This window comes from Pseudomonas sp. NBRC 111119 (assembly GCF_001320125.1).
In the GTDB taxonomy this organism is placed as follows: Bacteria; Pseudomonadota; Gammaproteobacteria; order Pseudomonadales; family Pseudomonadaceae; genus Aquipseudomonas; species Aquipseudomonas parafulva.
Genome location: NZ_BCAV01000017.1, coordinates 23,960 through 42,172 on the forward strand (window position 1 = coordinate 23,960; position 18,213 = coordinate 42,172).

The window sequence follows — 18,213 nt, forward strand, 5'->3', positions numbered from 1 at the left end:
GTTGGCCTCCTCAGACCAGGTGCAAGGCGTTGAGCAGCAAGTCGATCAGCTTGATCCCGGCGAACGGCACGACGATGCCGCCCAGCCCGTAGATCAGCAGGTTGCGCCGCAGCAGCTGCGCGGCGCTGGCGGCCTGCACCCGCACCCCGCGCAGCGCCAGCGGGATGAGCACCACGATGATCAGTGCGTTGAACACGATGGCAGACAGGATCGCGCTCTGCGGGCTGGCCAGGTGCATCAGGTTGAGCGCCCCCAGTTGCGGGTAGATGGCGGCAAACAACGCCGGCAGGATGGCGAAGTACTTGGCCACGTCGTTGGCAATGGAAAAGGTGGTGAGTGCGCCACGGGTCACCAGCAGCGCCTTGCCCACCTGCACCACGTCCAGCAGCTTGGTGGGGTCGCTGTCCAGATCGACCATGTTGGCGGCCTCGCGGGCAGCCTGGGTGCCATCGTTCATGGCCATGCCTACGTCCGCCTGTGCCAGCGCTGGAGCGTCGTTGGCCCCGTCGCCGCACATCGCGACCAGGCGCCCGTCGTTCTGCTCCTGGCGAATGCGGGCCAGCTTCTTCTCAGGCGTTGCTTCGGCCAGCACGTCGTCAACCCCCGCCTCGGCGGCGATGGCAGCGGCCGTCAGGGGGTTGTCACCGGTCACCATCACGGTGCGGATACCCAGTTTGCGCAATTCGGCAAAACGCTCGCGGATACCCGGCTTGACTACATCCTTGAGGTGGATCACCCCCAGCAGGCGCTTGTCGACGCATACCAGCAATGGCGTACCGCCGCTTTGGGCAATGCGTTCTATCTCGCGGGCCAGCGCGGCTGGCACGTCCAGGCGCTGCATGCCAACGAAGGCCAGCACCGCGTCCACCGCGCCCTTGCGGTAGCGGCGCGGGCCCACATCAATGCCCGACAGCCGCGTCTGCGCGGTGAATACCACCGGGTCGAACTGGCCAGCAGCCGGTTCGACGAAGTCATGCAGCTGGCGCAGGTATTCCACGATCGATTTGCCTTCGGCCGTGTCATCGGCCAGCGACGCCAGCAAGGCGCCCTCCCCCAGCTCGCGCGGGGTAATGCCAGGTGCTGCATGCAAGGCACTGCAGCGGCGGTTGCCGAAGGTGATGGTGCCCGTCTTGTCGAGCATCAGCGTGTGCACGTCGCCGGCCGCCTCCACTGCGCGGCCCGAGCGGGCGATGACGTTCAGGCGTACCAGGCGGTCCATGCCGGCGATACCGATGGCGGAGAGCAGCCCGCCGATGGTGGTGGGGATCAGCGTGACCAGCAACGCGGCCAGGAAAATCAGCGGCAGGCTGCCACCGACGAAGTGGGCGAACGGCTGCAAGGTCACCACCACGATCAGAAATACCAGGGTGAGCCCGATCAGCAGGATATCCAGGGCAATCTCGTTCGGGGTTTTCTGCCGGCGGGCGCCTTCGACCAAGGCCACCATTCGGTCCAGGGTCGATTCACCGGGGTTGCTGACGATGCGGATCACCAGCCAGTCAGACACCAACCGAGTGTTGCCGGTAACCGCCGAGCGATCCCCGCCCGACTCACGAATCACCGGGGCGGACTCACCGGTAATGGCGGCCTCGTTGACGGCGGCGATGCCTTCGATGACCTCGCCGTCGCCGGGGATCATCTCGCCAGCCTCCACCCGTACCACATCGCCTTTGCGCAGCGCACTGGCGGCGACCGTCTCGTAGTTGCCATCGCCCAGGCGGCGCCGGGCAGCCAGGCCTTGGCTGCCTGCCTTGAGGCTGTCGGCGCGGGCCCTGCCGCGGCCTTCGGCCAAGGCTTCGGCGAAATTGGCGAACAGCACGGTAAACCACAGCCACAGCGCGATCTGCACGGCGACGCCCGTGCTCACCCCGCTGTCGGGCGCCAGGCACAACAGCGTGGTCAGCAGCGCGGTGATGGCCACCACAAGCATGACCGGGGAGCGCTTGAGCTGGCGCGGGTCGAGCTTGATGAACGCCTGCACCAGGGCCGGGCGCCACAGGGCAGCCAGGCGGGTCTGGTCGACGGAGGCGTGCCGGGCCTTCACTTCAGGAATGGGCATGTTCATGGTGAGTCCTCAGTAGACCTGGCTCAGGTGTTCGGCGACCGGCCCAAGGGCCAGTGTGGGCAGGAAGGTCAGCCCCCCTACCAGCAGGATGGTCAGCAGCAGCAGGCCGGTGAACAGCGGCCCATGGGTCGGGAAACTGTTAAGCCCCTGCGCAGCGCTGCGCTTCGCCGCCAGGCTACCGGCCAGCGCCAGCACCGGGAGGATGTAGCCGAAGCGCCCGATCAGCATCGCCAGCGCGATCATCAGGTTGTGGAACACGGTGTTGGCGCCAAACCCGGCGAACGCCGAACCGTTGTTGGCAGCACCCGAGGTATAGGCATACAGCAGTTGGCTGAAGCCGTGGGGCCCTGGGTTGCTGATGGCCGCTGCAGGGCCTGGCAGGCTGGCAGCGATGGCCCCGAGCACCAGCACGCCGACCGGCATCACCAGCAGGGTCGCCACCAGCAGTTGCACCTCACGGGCCTGCAGTTTCTTGCCCAGGTATTCGGGTGTGCGGCCAATCATCAGCCCGGCCAGAAACACCGCGATCAACACGAACAGCAGCATGCCGTAAAGGCCCGCCCCCACCCCGCCGAAGATCACCTCACCGACCATCATGTTGATCATGGCGACCATGCCGGTCAGTGGGTTGAGGCTGTCGTGCATGGCATTGACCGAACCATTGGAAGCGGCCGTGGTGGTAGCCGTCCACAGCACAGAGCCCGTTACGCCGAAGCGGCTTTCCTTGCCCTCCAGCGGTGCGGTCTGCTGCACCTGGCTGCTTTGCAGGGCCGGGTTGGGCTGGTGTTCGGACCACAGCGCGGTGGCGCCACCGATCAGGAACAGGGCCAGCATGCAGGCCAGAATCGCGCGGCTCTGGCGCAGGTCTTTCACGTAGTGGCCGAAGGTGAATACCAAGGCCACCGGGATGAGGATGATCGCGCCTACCTCCAGCAGGTTGCTCAACGCCGTGGGGTTCTCGAACGGGTGCGCCGAGTTGACGCCGAAGAAGCCACCGCCGTTGGTGCCCAGCTGCTTGATGGCGATCTGGCTGGCAGCAGGGCCCAGCGGGATGACCTGTTCGGCACCTTGCAGGGTCAAGGCATGGGCATAGTCGGTGAAGGTTTGCGGTACGCCCTGCCACACCAGCAGCAGTGCCAGCACCAGGCACAGGGGTAACAGGCCGTAAAGCGTGGCACGTGTCAGGTCGACCCAGAAATTACCCAACGTGGCCGACGTGCGCCGTGCAATGCCGCGGCACAGGGCAACCAGCACTGCCAGGCCTGTGGCGGCGCTGACGAAGTTCTGCACGGTCAGCCCGAGCATCTGGCTCAGGTAGCTGACGGAAGCCTCCCCGCTGTAGGCCTGCCAGTTGGTGTTGGTCACGAAGCTCACGGCCGTGTTGAGTGCCAGTGACCATTCTTGCCCTGGCAGGTGCTGGGGGTTCAGGGGCAAATGGCCTTGCAGCAACAAAACCCCGAACAGCAGCACGAACCCGGCCAGGTTGAACGCCAGAAGGGCCAGCGCATAGTGCCGCCAGCCCTGCTCATGCCCTGGCGACACCCCTGCCAGCCGGTAGCACGCCCGCTCGACCGGGCCCAGCACGGGGGTGAGCCAGGTGCGCTGGCCTTCCATGACGTTGTAGTAGAAGCGCCCGAGCCAGGGTGCAGGTAACAGGACGATGGCAAAAAATGCCAGCAGCAACGCGATGTCGTAACTGTGCATGGGGGCCACCTAGCTGCGGTCGGCGCACAACAGCGCCACCAGCAGGTAAACCGCCAATGCCACTGCCAGCAGCAGTGACAGCCCGTCGAGTACGTTCATCAATGGTTCTCCCCTTGGTGCGGCAGTGGCCGCTTTGGGGGAATTGTCCGGTTCAGGCGCGTAAAGGGGCGAGATCGCTCAGGGGGGCTTGGTATAAAGAATGCGTAAAGATCTGACCTGGGCCTGGCTACGGGGCGTCAGGCAGACGGCGGCTGTTCGGCATTGCGGCTCCAGTCCAGCAGTAGGCTGTAGCCCACCGCCAGCAATGTCGGCCCGATGAATAGCCCAATGAAGCCAAAGGCCAACAGCCCGCCGAAGACGCCCAGCAGCACGATGACCAAGGGCAGGTCGCCACCGCGGCTGATCAGGTAGGGCTTGAGCACGTTGTCCACGCCGCTGATGACGAAGGTGCCCCAGATGCTCATGAACACGGCCATGCCGTAATCCCCTTTCCACACCAGCCAGCCGGTGACCGGAATCCAGGCCAGCGGCGGGCCCATGGGGATCAGGCTGAGCATGAAGGTAACCAGGCCCAGCACGATGGCGCCGGGCACACCCGCAATCAGGAAGCCGATCATGGCCAGCAGGCCCTGCGCCGCGGCAGTGCCGATCACCCCGTTGACCACCCGTTGCACGGTGCCGGCGACCAGGTTGAGGTAATACTCGGCACGCTCACCCATCAGCCGGTGCAACAGGCGCAGCACGAACGCCGAAAGGCGTGGGCCGTCACGGTAGAAGAAAAACACGAATACCAGGCTCAGGGTGAGCTCCAGCACCCCGCTGCCGATCTGCGCGCTGCGGGCCAGCAGCCAGTTGCCCACCTGCCCCAGGTAGGGCTTGACCGACGCCAGCAGTGCAGCGCCCTGCTGATCCAGGGACTGCCACCCACTCACCAGCCGTTCACCGACGAAAGGCAGGCTGCCTACCCAGGCGGGGGCGTCTGGCAGGCCATCGACCTGCACATCCCGCACGAATGCCGTGGCGTCACGAATGTGGTCGGCAAGGTTGAAGCCCAGCCATACCAGCGGCAGGGCCACGATAAGAATCCAGGCGGTGGTCAGCAGGCTGGCTGCCAGGGTTTCGCGACCGCCCAGTGCGCGGGTCAGCAGGCGCATCACCGGCCAACTGGCGAAGGCCAGGATCGCGCCCCACAACAGGGCCGAGATGAAAGGCGCCATGACCCAAAGGCCAGCGCCCAGCAGTGCCAGCAGCAGGATCTGGACCAGCAGGCGGTCGTTGTTAAGCATGGTGTTGCTCGTTCAGCGGATCAGTTCGAGGTGCAGGCCATCGGTTGGCGCATCACCCGTTTCAAGGCGCGCACTGCGTACCCCGGCCTTTATCAGTGCCTGGCGCCAGTCTTCGGCCTTGGCACCGCTGAGGCTTGCCCGCAGCGTGCTGTCGAGGTTCAGGCTGCGCGCCAACAGGGTGGCCCAGGCAGCGTTGGGCGCTGCCAGGTCCGGGTAGTCGAGCTTGCCGGTGTCGCGCATTTCGCGCAGTACGGTGGCGGCAGTGGGCAACAGCTCGCCAAGCGGGCTGGCTGCGACGAATTCTTCCACATGCAGGTATGCACGGCGGTTGCCGCGGGTAACGCTGTACAGCGCGACCAGGGTGTCGGCTTGCTCTGCAGAGCGGCGCAGCAGGATGAATGCCTGCTGCTCGTCACCCCCATTGAGGCGGGCATTGGCGAACACGTCGTTGGCCCAGATGCTGGCCTCGCCACAATCGCGGCCCTGGCACCAGAACAGCGGGTAGCCGCCCGCCTGCTGCAGGGCCTCGCGGGCACTGGTGAACGCTTCACGGGCGGTACGTTCGACCGGCAGTTCGTAGGTAACCGAACTGACCTGGCCACGGCTTTCGACCTTGTTTTCAACCCGCAGGCGGCCGCTGATCTTGCGCAGCGGGCCCATGGGGTAAATGCGCTCCTGCTCCACCGATGGCCGCTGGTCGACCACCTTGGCATCTACCGGCACCGGCAGGCTGCTGGCCCACAGCAGCGGGCTGGCCAGCGCAAGCCCGGCCGCCAAGGCACAACGCAGGGCAATGGGCGCGCTCATTGGCGAACCACGCGGCGCGCGGCGCCGAGGTGAAGCATGTGGATGTCTGGCAGTTGCATGGTTGTCTCCCTGATCAACCCGCCAAGCCTCGACACTTGTCCGGTGCAAGTCAAGCAAAGCCAAAGAAGCGATTGAAACAGTCTGCGACAAGCTGCGCCCCCTGCTCATCGTTCAGGTGCAGGTGATGGCCACCGGGCAGTGTCACCTGCTCGAAGGGTAGCTGCTCCAGCAGCCGCGTGTTGCGCGCCAGCATGCCACTCTGCGCAACCACCAGCCGCGCCGGGCAACTGACCCGCATCACGTAGGCCATCGCCTGGGCTTCGCTGAGGCGTACCGGCGATGGCAGGGTCAAGCGGCTGTCACTGCGCCAGCTGTACCCCCCCGGCACAGGCATCAGGCCCCGCTGGGCCAGCAGCTCGGCGGCCTCGCGGCTGACGGCCACCATGCCTTTCATCCTGGCGTGCACGCCTTGCTCCTGGGTGGCATACACCGACTTGCGCTTGCCATCGAGCCGCAGTTGCGCCTGCAACGCCATGCCCAGTCGCTCGGCCGCATCCTGTTCACCGCCGGTGGGCGGTATTACGCCGTCGATCAGGGCAAGGTGGCTGACCCGGTCGGGCAAGGCAGCGGCCAGTTGCACGCAGATGATGGCCCCCAGCGAATGCCCAAGCAGCGCGAACCGCTGCCAACCCAGCTGCTCAGCCACCCGCAGCACGTCATGGGCATAGTCTGCCAGCGCATAACCGGCACCCGGCGGGCGATGCTGCGAGTACCCATGGCCTGCCAGGTCCAGCGCCACGATGCGCAGGCCCTTCAGCCGTGGGGCCAGGTGCGCGAAGCTGTTGGCGTTGTCCAGCCATCCATGCAGGGCAATGACCGGCAGGCCGTCCTCGGGGCCGAACAAATGGGCGGCCAGCTCGATATGGCCGAGGCTCAGGCGAACCTCTTCCACCGCCGCGCTCATGCCTGCCCCCAGCGGTCGAACAGCCCCTTCAACAGGCTGGCGGTGTCGGCGGGCCGCTCGAGCGGAAACATGTGCCCACCTGGCACGCTGTGAAACTCGCCCCGCGGCATGCCACGCACGGTGAAGGTATGGTGGCGGCGGATGACGTCGCTGCGCTCGCCGCACACCATCGCCAACGGCACCTGCAACTGGCGAGCAGGCGCCGGGCTGGTATGGGGGATACTGCGGTAGATGCTGATTTCGGTGGCGGGGTCGAAGCGCAACTGCAGTTTCTGCTGCTGCTCAAGAAGCCCGTGCTCGATGTACGCGTCCAGGCACTCCGGGTCAAACTGGCGGAACAGCGATTTGCCGGCGAAATACTGCCGCGCGCTGTCCCGGTCCTCGAACTCCGAACGGCGGCCCAGCGTACGCCCTGCGGGGGTGATGCGGTCGATGAACCCCAGCCGCTTGGCGATGCGCAGCAGCCACTGATCGGCACGGGTAAGCACGGGTGAGTCAAGCATGACCACACCGCGGTACAGGTCGGGCCGGCGCAGGGCCGCGTGCAGGTGCAAAACGCCCCCCAGCGAGTGGCCCACCCCCCATACCGGTTGCGGTTGCAACGCCAGGTGATGCAACAGCTCGTCCACCAGGTTCTGCCAGTTGTCATCCACCGGAAAGCGCGGGTCGTGGCCATGCTGGGGCAAGTGCTGCACGTGGTAGTCCGGCGCCAGGGCAGCGAACAGCTTGCCGTAGGTGGCCGATGGAAAGCCGTTGGCGTGGGCGAAGAAGATCGGCTGCGACATGGCGCGTATCCGGGCGATGGGTGATGGCCCATTGTCGGCACCCGCGCACATTCAGGCAACGTTCGGATAGGTCATCGGCAAGGGCAATCAGGTCACGCCGAGCGGTCGAAGCTCGCCAGCGAGCGGCGCAGGCAGGCCTGAATGCAGGCCTGCTGGCTTTCCAGGGCCTCGCGGGCCAGGCGCTGTTCGGCGGCGTCGAGGCCCAGGCGGCGCAGGGCCAGGCAGCTGACTTGCAGCAAATGGGCAACATGCAGGCAGGCCTCCTGCAGGGCCCTCAGGTCAGCTTCGATGAGCTCACGGGTGGCAGGCTCCAAGCTGGCGGCGCTGACCTTGCGCATCAGCTGGTAGAACCTGGCATCGGCCACCTCCCGCAGCAGGCTATGCTGGGCAAAATCAAGCGCAACGCCCTGCTCTACCTTGGCCACGGTGGACTGCAGGTCCAGCGAATTCAACAACTCCCAGATATCGCCTGTCATGCAAGCCGCCTTGAGCGCGAAATGTGCGGCCAAGCTAGCAACAGGCCAGCACCCGGGGCAACTGACAGAAATGCCAGTTGCCGACTAAAGAAAGTTCACCCATGGCGCCCGCTTACGCAGGCGAATGGATGCCCTTGAGCGTCATCAGCCCGGCCAGTGGCCAGTCGCCTTCCAGTTCAGCCAGGCTGGCTGTGCTCATGGCCGCAGGACGCTGGTGAGCCCCCTGCTCGAGCATCGTCACCAGGTGGCCGACCAGGGGCTGGTGGCTGACCAGCAACACATGCTGCAAGCCCAGTTGCTCGATTTCGCCGATCACCTGCTGCACGTCGCTTTCAGGGGTCAGCCAAGGCACGGTGCGGACCGGTTCGGTAAAACCGAGGGTGCCATGCACCAGCGCAGCGGTTTGCTGGGCCCGTACATACGGGCTGGCGATTATTGCCTGCAAGGGCTTGCCCAACAGGCGTGCGGCGCTGTGCAGCACCTGTTCGCGGCCATGGGCCGTCAGGCGCCGTTCGGCATCCGTGTTGGCCCGTGGTTCGGCTTCGCCGTGGCGCAATACCCACAGGTTCACAGCTTCGGCTCCTCATCGCGAACCGGGTGCGGGGCCGGTGGCACGCTGTGCCCGGCCTCGCCTTCGGGGGCACGCGCGGCTGGCCAGTCAGCGAACGGCCAGGGCTTCTGGTCGGTGTGGAAAGTGCCGAAACGGCCGATCTGGGCCAGGAACTGGCTGAGGCTGTCGCCGAAATTCATCAGGCTGGCGCTGGGGGCACCATAGATCAGGCGATAGACCAGCTGCACCAGCACCAGGCCGCCGAGCAGCAGCTCGGCCAGTTGCCACACCACTGCAAACACCAGCATCCACACCACCCGCAGGATGATGGACTCGCGCTGGGCGCGTTCGGGGGTATCGTTCATGTTTCGCTCCTTGCTGCGACGAAGGCCACCTGCGGCTCAGTTGAAGCCGCTGATGGAAATGAAATCGACATCGGTCTTGGGCTCGGCGCGCATCAGGTGCTCGATGACCTGATCCAGCGTACGGCCTTCGAACAGAATGGCGTGCAGGCCCGCCACCAGCGGCATGTAGATTTGCGCCTGCTGGGCCTTGGCCTTGAGCACCTTGAGGGTGTTCACGCCCTCGGCCACTTCGCCCAGGCGGTTGACCGCCTCTCCAAGGCTAAGGCCCTGGCCCAGGGCATGGCCAACCTGGTAATTACGGCTTTTGGGCGAGGAACAGGTGACGATCAGGTCACCGACACCCGCGAGCCCCAGGAAAGTCATGGGGTTGGCACCCTGGCTTACCGCAAAACGGGTCATCTCGGCCAGGGCGCGGGTAATCAGCATGCTCTTGGTGTTCTCGCCCATGCCCAGGGCCACTGCCATGCCGGCGATGATGGCGTAGACGTTCTTCAGCGCCCCGCCCAGTTCGACGCCAAACCGGTCGCCACTGGCGTAGACCCGGAAGGTACGCCCGTGCAGCACCTCCTGTACCTGCTGGCACAGCAGCTCGTCTTCACTGGCCACCACCGTTGCGGTCAACGCATGCTCGGCGATTTCCCGGGCCAGGTTGGGGCCGGACAGCACGCCGATACGTGCCTGAGGAGCGATTTCTTCGACGATCTGGCTCATCAGCTTGAACGTCTGTGCCTCGATGCCTTTGGTCAGGCTGACCAGGCCCTTGCCGCTGAGCAGCTCGGCATGGGGGGCCAGCACGCTGCGCAAGGCGCTGGACGGCAGTGCGACGAAGATCAGGTCGCAGGCCTGCAACGTAGCCAGCAGGTCATTGACCGGTTCAACGCGGTCCTGCAGGCGAATGCCCTTGAGGTAGCGCGGGTTCTCGCGGTTGGCGCGCATGGCCTCGGCCTGGGCCGGGTCGCGCATCCACTGGCGCACGGGCACGCCGTTTTCCGCCAGCAGGTTCGCCACGGCGGTGCCGAAGCTGCCGCCCCCCAGAACTGCAACAGGTTGCTGTTCAGTCATATCCAATCCGTTAAAGCCAAAAAGTAAGTGGCGACGGGCGCATTATACGGCTCGCCAGGCCCGCGCCAAGGCGGGTGGCGATAATCCCACAACCGGCGTGCAACCCGGCGCAGATCACTGGCAAAACGCGAAAGGTCAGTTACCATGCCTGTTTAATTCAACTCTGATACAAGGCCGCTCCGTGTTCCCTGGCTCGCCCCCGTACCCGCACCTGCTCGTACTGACCGCCCTCTTCGGTGCGCCAGCCGTGGCCGACGACCTGTTCATCGACAATACCGACCTGCCACAGGTTCTGACCGCGACGCGGCTGAAACAATCCCCCGCGGCGGTGCCAGGCAGCATGACCGTGCTGGACAGCGAACTGATCCGCGCCAGTGGTGCACGGGATATCCCCGAGCTGCTGCGCCTGGTCCCGGGCATGATGGTGGGCTACGGCGCGGGCAACCAGCCCACGGTCAACTACCACGGCAGCAACGCCAACGAGGCGCGCCGCATGCAGGTGCTGATCGACGGGCGTTCGGTGTACCGGGCCGGGCTGGCCACGGTGGACTGGAGCGATATACCGCTGGCCATGGAAGACATCGAGCGCATCGAGGTGTTCCGCGGGCCCAACACCGTCAGCTATGGCGCCAACGCACTGATGGCCGTGGTCAACATTCTCACCCGCAACCCGGCAGACAGCCATGGCACGCGCCTGAAAATGACCCGTGGCCAGAACGGTATCAATGACTTCTATGCCAGCCACGGTTTCGGCTGGGACGGCGGCGACATGCGCCTGTCGCTGTCGGGGCAGCAGGATGACGGCTTCGACCACAACCAGTTCGGCCAGGATTACCGGGACAGCCGCCGCGCCACCCGCTTCAACCTCAGCGCCAGCCACACCCTGGCACCCGACCAGACCCTGGAATGGCAACTGGCAGCCAAGGAGGGCAGCAACCAGCGGCCCTATACGTACCAGCCCGTGTTCCCCTACGTCACCCAGCGCGGCGACAATGCCGACGTCGACGCCAAGGATTACGCAGGGTCAGTCCGCTGGAACATCGACTTCAACCCGGACCACAGCCTTTACGTGCAAGGCTCGGCGCAGCACTTCGACCGCCAGCAGGTCTGGCGGGCGTGCGATGCGGCGCTGTCGTTCAGCCCCGAGCTCACGCGCCTGTGGCAGCTCAACCCCAACTACGCCGAGCAGGTGGCCCGTGGCGCCAACAACCCGCCCCCCAGCAGCAACCCACAGGAGCAGGCGTTGGTCGAGGCCATCAAGGCGCAGTGGCAAACCGGCGGTGGCAAGAATGTGGTCTGCGGCGACGTCGACCAGAGCACCCGCGAAACCCGCTACGACCTGGAAATCCAGGACACCTTGAGCCTGACCGACAACCTGCGCCTGCTCAGTGGCATGAACTACCGGTATGATCGTGCCGACTCCCAGACCTACTTCAACGGCAGCGTCGATGACCAGACCTGGCGCCTGTTCGGGCAACTGGAATGGCGCGCGGACGAGCACTGGATCGTGCAGGGTGGCGCCATGCTGGAGGACTCGCGCCTGTCTGGCAGCTCGCTTACGCCGCGGGTGGCGGTCAATTACCTGATCACCCCGCGCCACGGCCTGCGGGCGGTGTACTCGGAGGCGGTGCGCTCGCCGGACATGTTCGAGAACAACGTCAACTGGAGCTACACAGTCACCAACCTCAGCCCGTATGCCTTTGGCCAGCAGCGCGGCCAATACTTCGTCAAGACGCGCGGGCCTGGCGACCTGGAGCAGGAGCGCATGCGCTCACGCGAAGTGGGCTACAACGGCTACTTCAGCGATATCGACCTGAGCATGGATGTAAAGCTGTTCTACGACGAGATCACCGGGATGATCAGCGAGCCGCTGAAGAATAACCAGTACATCGCCAGCAATGCCAACCGCGCCCGCTTCAGCGGTAGCGAGGCGCAGCTTGACTGGCGCCCTACCCTGCGCGACCGGCTGCGCCTGACCTACGCCCATGTGGACGCCTGGGCCAGCAACCCGGATGACCGCCGCCTGAGTGCGCACAACAGCGGGTCGGCTGGCTGGATGAGGAACTGGGGCGATGGCTGGTCCAGTGCGGTGTTCTATTATGGCGACGATGCGCTCAACCAATACCGCTACGAACGCCTGGACCTGCGCCTGGCCAAGCGTTGGCGGGTCTACGGCAACAGCCTCGAGCTGGCCGCACTGTGGCAACAGCGCCTGGACGACGAACCGACCACCGCCGTGCAGAACCGCTACGACAGCCGCCATCGGCTGAGCGTGAGCGCGGAGCTGGAGTTCTGATGGCCCTGCTGCTGCGCCTGATGCTGCTGTGTCTATGGCCAATGGGGCCATTGTCTGCCGGCGAAATCCTGCTGGTCGGGGCCCAGGACCAGCCGGGTATCCGCAGTTTCATTGCGGCACTGGAAAGCCGCCGCCCCCATGACCATGTGCACTTTCAGTCGGCCACCGACCTGCCGCGCCCAGGCAGCCTGAAACCTGATCAGCGCTTGGTACTGCTGGATAACGATGCACTGGAATGGCGCTTGTCGGAGAGCGCCGGCCCGCCGGCACTGGCGATGCGCGTAGGGCGGGTACAGGTTGAACAGCGCCTGGGAAAGTCCCGCCCCGGGTTTCTCACCTTGCTGTGGAGCGACCCGCCGCTGGGCCGGCAACTGCGCCTGGCCCATTACCTGTTACCGCAGGCCCAGCGCGTTGGGGTGCTCTACGGTGAACACAGCCGCTTTTTGCTTGACGAACTGCGCCAGGCTGCCGGCCCTTTGGGGCTGGAGATCGTCGCCCAGGCGTGGCCAGATCCGCTCGACAGCCGCCCGCTTCAACACGTGCTGGGCAACAGTGATGTGCTGTTGGGGCTCGACGACCCTGACCTGTATAACTCCAAGACTGCGAAAAACCTGCTGTTGAGCAGCTATGGCCGGCAAATGGCACTGATTGGCCCGAACGCCGCGTTCGTGCGCGCCGGCGCCCTGGCCAGCACCTACAGCGACCAGGACGACTGGATCGCGGTACTGGACCACCTGCTCGACCAAGCGCCTGCACGGTGGCCGCGCAGCCTGTACCCCCACCAGTTCGGGGTCAGCGGCAACCAGCAGGTGGCACGCGCCCTCGGCCTTGAACCCATCGACGTCAACGTTGCCGCCAAGGCGCTGGCCGAAGGAGCCCCCACGCCATGAGCAAACGCCTGAGCTGGGACATCCATACCCGCACCCAGATCATCAGCCTCGGCCCTGCCCTGTTGCTGACCCTGCTGCTGATCAGTTTCTTCACGTTCGTGCGCATCCAGGACTTGCGCCAGGAGCTCAACCACACCGGCCAACTGATCGCCAACCAGTTGGCACCGGCGTCGGAGTACGGGGTGATTTCGGGTAACAACGAAGTGCTCGAAAGCCTCATGCGCGCCACCCTGACCATCCCGCACGTGCGCTTTCTGGAAGTGCAGGACAGCCGTAACCATATCCTGGTCTACGTTGAGCAGTCGGACGAAAGCGTCAACCGCGCGCAGCGGGTGGAAGTGTTCCAGGCGCCCATCCGCCTGCAGCAAATCCGCCTGGAGAACGACTTCCTGCAGCAAGGCCCGAGCGCTGCACCGGCCATTGGGGATGATTACCTTGGCCGGGTGATCGTTGGCATGTCGGACGATGCCTTCAGCCAGCGGCAGCAGGAAATTGTCATAAAGGCCGCCGTACTGGCCCTGTTCGCCCTGCTGTTCACCTTCCTGCTGGCCCGGCGCCTGGCGCTGAACCTGGCCAAGCCGATCAGTGACATGGGCCATGCGGTGAAAGCCATTCAGCAGGGGCAGTACGACACGCCCGTGCCGGTGGTGGATGACAGCGAACTCGGCCACCTGGCCCGCCACATCAATAACCTGGCCCACGCCCTGGAACAGGCCAGCGCCGAGCAGAAACAGGCCATCGCCGAGCTGATCCAGGCACGGGAAGAAGCCGAGCAGGCCAACCGCGCCAAGTCGGACTTCCTGGCCATGATGAGCCACGAACTGCGCACACCCATGAATGGCGTACTGGGCATGCTGCAACTGCTGGAGACCACCCCGCTGAGCAATGAGCAGGCCGACTACACGGCGGTGGCCAGCGAATCCACCGGGCACCTGCTCAAGGTCATCAACGATATTCTCGATTTCTCGCGGATCGAGCGCGATGCGCTGCAACTGGAGCACATCGATTTCAACCTCGGCGAACTCATCAGCAGTTGCGTGCAGTCGTTCCAGCACACTGCCCAGCAACGGGGCCTGGGCCTGCAACTGGAACTGGCAGCCGATACCGCGCAGTTGCAGGTGAACGGTGACCCTACGCGCATCCGCCAGATCCTGCTGAACCTGATCGGCAACGCGCTGAAGTTTACCGAACATGGCCATGTGCAGGTGCAGGCGCGCTGGCAAGCCCTGGATGACCAGCTGATCTGGCTTACCTGTGATGTACGCGACACCGGTATCGGCATCGACAGCGAACGCCTCGAACTGATGTTCGTGGCGTTCCAGCAGGCCGACAGCTCGATCTCGCGCCGTTACGGGGGCACCGGGCTGGGCTTGTCCATCGCCCGAACGCTGGCCGAACGCATGGGTGGCAACCTGCGTGGCCAGAGCGGCGAGGGCCGCGGGTCCACCTTTACCCTGGAAATGCCCCTCACCCTCACGACCCGGTCTGCGGCGTCGGCAGCACCCGAACGGGGCCAACTGCAGTGGGTTGAAGGGCGCCAGGTGCTGCTGGTCGAGGACAACCTGGTCAACCAGAGCGTCACCGAGGCCATGCTGCGCAGCCTGGGCCTGGACGTAAGCACGGCCGACGACGGTCAACAAGCCGTCGCCCAAGTAGAACAGCAACGGTTCGATGCGATCCTGATGGATTGCGGCCTGCCGTTCATGGACGGTTTCGAGGCTACCCGCCGTATCCGCCTGCTGCCCAACGGCAAAGCCCTACCGATCATCGCCCTAACGGCCAATGCGTTACAGGGCGACCGCGAGCGATGCCTGGCTGCGGGCATGGACGATTACCTGAGCAAACCCTTGCGCCGCAGTGAACTGCAGCAGGTGTTGCAGCGTTGGCTGCCGGGGGAGGCAACCGCGACTGGCGATAAATGCTAAAGTGCGGCAGTCTTAAAGACTGGACAGGACGTTCTTCGGACCTGAAAATAGACGTTTCAGTGCACACCTGTACTTCTTTCGACAGGCGCACTGTGACTTTCACCACAACGCAATAGTCTACCTGTAGGCTGCCGCCCCGGACGCGATGCGTAACGGGCCGGCCGGGAAGATTCATCCCCTGCCGCAGGGGGTTATTGAGGAGCTCGCATGACCAAACAACACGCCTTTACTCGGGAAGACCTGCTGCGCTGCAGTCGCGGTGAGCTGTTCGGCCCAGGTAATGCGCAACTGCCCGCGCCGAACATGCTGATGGTCGATCGCATCACCCACATCAGTGAAGAAGGCGGCAAGTACGGCAAAGGTGAATTGGTCGCCGAGCTGGATATCACCCCGGACCTGTGGTTCTTCGCCTGCCACTTCGAAGGTGACCCCGTCATGCCAGGCTGCCTGGGCCTTGACGCCATGTGGCAGTTGGTCGGTTTCTTCCTCGGCTGGCAGGGCCTGCCAGGCCGCGGTCGTGCGCTGGGCTCGGGCGAGGTGAAATTCTTCGGCCAGGTGCTGCCCACCGCCAAGAAAGTCACGTACAACATTCACATCAAGCGCGTCCTGAAAGGCAAGCTGAACATGGCCATCGCCGATGGTTCTGTCAGCGTAGACGGCCGCGAGATCTACACAGCCGAAGGCCTGCGGGTCGGCGTGTTCACCTCCACTGACAATTTCTAAGGGTTATTCGCATGCGCCGCGTCGTTATCACTGGTCTGGGCATCGTATCGTGCCTGGGCAATGACAAAGCTACCGTCACCGAAAACCTGCGCAACAGCCGTTCGGGTATCCGTTCCAACCCGGAATACAAGGAAATGGGGCTGCGTAGCCAGGTTTCCGGGTCCATCGACCTCAACCTCGAAGAACTGATCGACCGCAAGGTCTTCCGCTTCGTCGGCCATGCCGCTGCCTATGCCTACCTGGCCATGCAGGACGCGATCAAGGATGCCGGCCTGACCGAAGAGCAGGTTTCCAACCCGCGTACCGGCCTGGTGGCAGGCTCCGGCGGTGCATCGACCCTGAACCAGATGGAAGCGCTGGACACCCTGCGCGAGAAAGGCGTCAAGCGTGTGGGCCCGTACCGGGTTACCCGCACCATGGGCAGCACCGTGTCGGCGTGCCTGGCCACCCCGTTCAAGATCAAGGGCCTGAACTACTCGATCTCGTCGGCGTGCGCCACGTCCGCGCACTGCATCGGCACCGCGCTGGAGCAGATCCAGTGGGGCAAGCAGGACATCGTGTTCGCCGGTGGCGGTGAAGAAGAGCACTGGAGCCAGTCGTTCCTGTTCGATGCCATGGGCGCCCTGTCGACCAAGCGCAACGACACCCCGGAGCAGGCCTCCCGCGCCTACGACGCCGACCGTGACGGCTTCGTCATCGCCGGTGGCGGCGGCATGGTCGTGGTCGAGGAGCTGGAGCACGCCCTCGCCCGTGGCGCAAAGATCTACGCCGAGATCGTCGGTTACGGCGCCACTTCCGATGGCTACGACATGGTCGCGCCAAGCGGTGAAGGCGCCATTCGCTGCATGCAGCAGGCACTGGCGACTGTCGACACCCCAATCGACTACCTGAACACCCACGGCACCTCCACCCCCGTAGGTGACGTTGCCGAGATCAAGGGTGTGCGGGAAGTGTTTGGCGGCAATGCGCCGAAAATCAGCTCGACCAAGAGCCTGTCGGGCCACTCGCTGGGCGCTGCCGGTGTACACGAGGCGATTTACTGCCTGCTGATGATGGAAAACAACTTCATCGCCGGCTCCGCCAACATCGACGAGCTGGACCCTGAGGTTGCCGACCTGCCAATCCTGCGCAAAACCGAAGAAAACGCCAAGATCGACACGGTCATGAGCAACAGCTTCGGCTTCGGCGGCACCAACGCCACCCTGGTGCTCAAGCGCTGGGAAGGCAAGTAAGGCGCTGCTGCGGTAGATGCAAAACGCCCCGACTGGTTCGGGGCGTTTTTGTTTTCAGGCGTTTACCTGGGCTTGGGTAACACCGCCAGAAAGTTATCGCGCGCGACCTTGTTAGCCACAGGTTCGGGCAACGCGTCCAGAAACGGTTTGAACCCGTGCATCTGCTCGCCAAGGCTCCCGAACCGCCCGACGACATCCGACCCCAGCATGAACCGGTCGGGGTATTTCTGCACCAGCGCCAGCCATGGCTGCTGCGGCTTGCCCTGCTCATCCAGCAGGTAAGGCTCAAGCACGCTCCAGGACAGGTCCACATAGAGGTTGGGGTAATCCTCCAGCAGCCGGGTCAATACGGGGAGCAAGAAGTCCATGCGGGTCTGATGCCGGTGGATCTCCATGCTGCTGCCGGCATGGGCCCAGATGAAGCGTGTGTGGGGGTGATCGCGCAGGGGCTCCTCGATCTCCGCCAGGTACAACGGGTTACGCTCGCGCTTGGAGGTGATGTTCGAATGCAGCAGTACCGGCAGGTCGCGCTCGGCGGCCAGGTGATAGATGCGCGTCATGGCCTCGTTATTGGCCCGCGGCGTCTCGCCACTGGTCAGCGCCGTCAGGTCGTCATGGCGGGTGAACACTTCGCCGATGCCCTGCCACAAGCCTGGGTACAGGTCGAGCATGCGCTCGATGTGGCTCACGGCATTCTTGTCGACCGGGTTGATGCCGGTCAGAAAGGGATGAAAGCGCTGACGCTGTTCAGGGGGCAGTTTCTGGATGGCGGCTGCCACGTAGGTGTCCGTGGCACTGTACCAGTAGGCATCGGCGTCATCGCCGGCGTAATAGCGTGGCCGCTTGGGCTCGTCCTCGTGCCATTTCTTGGCAACCGGAATGCCGGAAATCATCGATTGGTCGATACCTGCGGCATCCATGGCCTTGAGTAGCGCCGGCATGCCCTCGGTTTCCTGGAAGAAATCCACATAATGCAGGTGAGCATCGCTGTAGCGGTACTCACGGGCCTGTGCTGCCTGGCATAGCCAGGCAGCTACAACGGCGCAGGCCAGCGCTTTGGCGTTCATGGTCAGCTTCCTTGTA

At 64.6% G+C, this 18,213-nt stretch carries 17 protein-coding genes; 5 read left to right on the plus strand and 12 right to left on the minus strand.

Going from position 1 to position 18,213, the window contains the following annotated elements; genetic code table 11:
• Window positions 1-10: 10 nt before the first annotated feature.
• The 11 genes from kdpB to APH25_RS07165 all read right to left on the minus strand — a co-directional run bounded on the left by kdpB (window position 11) and on the right by APH25_RS07165 (window position 10,064).
• Window positions 11-2,065 carry a potassium-transporting ATPase subunit KdpB gene (kdpB, locus tag APH25_RS07115; protein WP_060481482.1) on the minus strand — a complete coding sequence of 685 codons (2,055 nt, stop codon included), beginning with the start codon at window positions 2,063-2,065 and terminating at the stop codon, window positions 11-13.
• A gap of 9 nt (window positions 2,066-2,074) precedes the next feature.
• On the minus strand, window positions 2,075-3,769 hold the full coding sequence (gene kdpA, locus APH25_RS07120; protein WP_060481483.1) for a potassium-transporting ATPase subunit KdpA: 1,695 nt from the start codon (window positions 3,767-3,769) through the stop codon (window positions 2,075-2,077).
• A 9-nt stretch (window positions 3,770-3,778) separates the two neighbouring features.
• Window positions 3,779-3,868 carry a K(+)-transporting ATPase subunit F gene (kdpF, locus tag APH25_RS07125; protein WP_033727914.1) on the minus strand — a complete coding sequence of 30 codons (90 nt, stop codon included), beginning with the start codon at window positions 3,866-3,868 and terminating at the stop codon, window positions 3,779-3,781.
• A 137-nt stretch (window positions 3,869-4,005) separates the two neighbouring features.
• Window positions 4,006-5,055, minus strand: coding sequence for an AI-2E family transporter (locus APH25_RS07130; protein ID WP_060481484.1), 1,050 nt, complete (start codon window positions 5,053-5,055; stop codon window positions 4,006-4,008).
• Window positions 5,056-5,067: 12 nt separating this feature from the next.
• Window positions 5,068-5,862 carry a DUF4892 domain-containing protein gene (locus tag APH25_RS07135; protein ID WP_060481485.1) on the minus strand — a complete coding sequence of 265 codons (795 nt, stop codon included), beginning with the start codon at window positions 5,860-5,862 and terminating at the stop codon, window positions 5,068-5,070.
• Window positions 5,863-5,971: 109 nt separating this feature from the next.
• On the minus strand, window positions 5,972-6,826 hold the full coding sequence (locus APH25_RS07140; RefSeq protein ID WP_060481486.1) for an alpha/beta hydrolase: 855 nt from the start codon (window positions 6,824-6,826) through the stop codon (window positions 5,972-5,974).
• Window positions 6,823-7,611, minus strand: a complete 789-nt coding sequence (locus APH25_RS07145) for an alpha/beta fold hydrolase (protein ID WP_028632241.1) — start codon at window positions 7,609-7,611, stop codon at window positions 6,823-6,825. The genes APH25_RS07140 and APH25_RS07145 overlap by 4 nt, the downstream gene beginning before the upstream one ends.
• Window positions 7,612-7,703: 92 nt before the next feature.
• On the minus strand, window positions 7,704-8,087 hold the full coding sequence (locus tag APH25_RS07150; protein WP_060481487.1) for a hypothetical protein: 384 nt from the start codon (window positions 8,085-8,087) through the stop codon (window positions 7,704-7,706).
• 112 nt (window positions 8,088-8,199) lie between these two features.
• A complete protein-coding gene (gene sixA, locus APH25_RS07155) occupies window positions 8,200-8,658 on the minus strand; it encodes a phosphohistidine phosphatase SixA (protein ID WP_060481488.1) in 459 nt (152 codons plus the stop codon).
• Window positions 8,655-9,002 carry a DUF4389 domain-containing protein gene (locus tag APH25_RS07160; protein ID WP_060481489.1) on the minus strand — a complete coding sequence of 116 codons (348 nt, stop codon included), beginning with the start codon at window positions 9,000-9,002 and terminating at the stop codon, window positions 8,655-8,657. Before APH25_RS07160 ends, sixA begins: the two co-directional genes overlap by 4 nt.
• 36 nt (window positions 9,003-9,038) lie before the next feature.
• The gene (locus tag APH25_RS07165) at window positions 9,039-10,064 is read right to left on the minus strand and encodes an NAD(P)H-dependent glycerol-3-phosphate dehydrogenase (RefSeq protein ID WP_060481490.1); all 1,026 of its coding nucleotides are present in this window, start codon (window positions 10,062-10,064) and stop codon (window positions 9,039-9,041) included.
• A 181-nt stretch (window positions 10,065-10,245) separates the two neighbouring features.
• Between APH25_RS07165 and APH25_RS07170 the strand changes: the two genes are divergently transcribed.
• From APH25_RS07170 to fabB, 5 genes are all read left to right on the plus strand, one after another.
• Window positions 10,246-12,360, plus strand: a complete 2,115-nt coding sequence (locus tag APH25_RS07170; protein WP_060481491.1) for a TonB-dependent siderophore receptor — start codon at window positions 10,246-10,248, stop codon at window positions 12,358-12,360.
• On the plus strand, window positions 12,360-13,250 hold the full coding sequence (locus APH25_RS07175; protein WP_060481492.1) for a hypothetical protein: 891 nt from the start codon (window positions 12,360-12,362) through the stop codon (window positions 13,248-13,250). Before APH25_RS07170 ends, APH25_RS07175 begins: the two co-directional genes overlap by 1 nt.
• Complete coding sequence (locus tag APH25_RS07180; RefSeq protein WP_060481493.1) at window positions 13,247-15,175, plus strand: ATP-binding protein; 1,929 nt, start codon at window positions 13,247-13,249, stop codon at window positions 15,173-15,175. Before APH25_RS07175 ends, APH25_RS07180 begins: the two co-directional genes overlap by 4 nt.
• A 207-nt stretch (window positions 15,176-15,382) precedes the next feature.
• The gene (gene fabA, locus APH25_RS07185; RefSeq protein WP_008089108.1) at window positions 15,383-15,898 is read left to right on the plus strand and encodes a 3-hydroxyacyl-[acyl-carrier-protein] dehydratase FabA; all 516 of its coding nucleotides are present in this window, start codon (window positions 15,383-15,385) and stop codon (window positions 15,896-15,898) included.
• Window positions 15,899-15,909: 11 nt separating this feature from the next.
• The gene (gene fabB, locus APH25_RS07190; protein ID WP_060481494.1) at window positions 15,910-17,130 is read left to right on the plus strand and encodes a beta-ketoacyl-ACP synthase I; all 1,221 of its coding nucleotides are present in this window, start codon (window positions 15,910-15,912) and stop codon (window positions 17,128-17,130) included.
• A 62-nt stretch (window positions 17,131-17,192) separates the two neighbouring features.
• On the opposite strand, the gene APH25_RS07195 is transcribed toward fabB, so the two are convergent.
• Complete coding sequence (locus tag APH25_RS07195) at window positions 17,193-18,197, minus strand: amidohydrolase family protein (protein WP_060481495.1); 1,005 nt, start codon at window positions 18,195-18,197, stop codon at window positions 17,193-17,195.
• Window positions 18,198-18,213 lie beyond the last annotated feature (16 nt).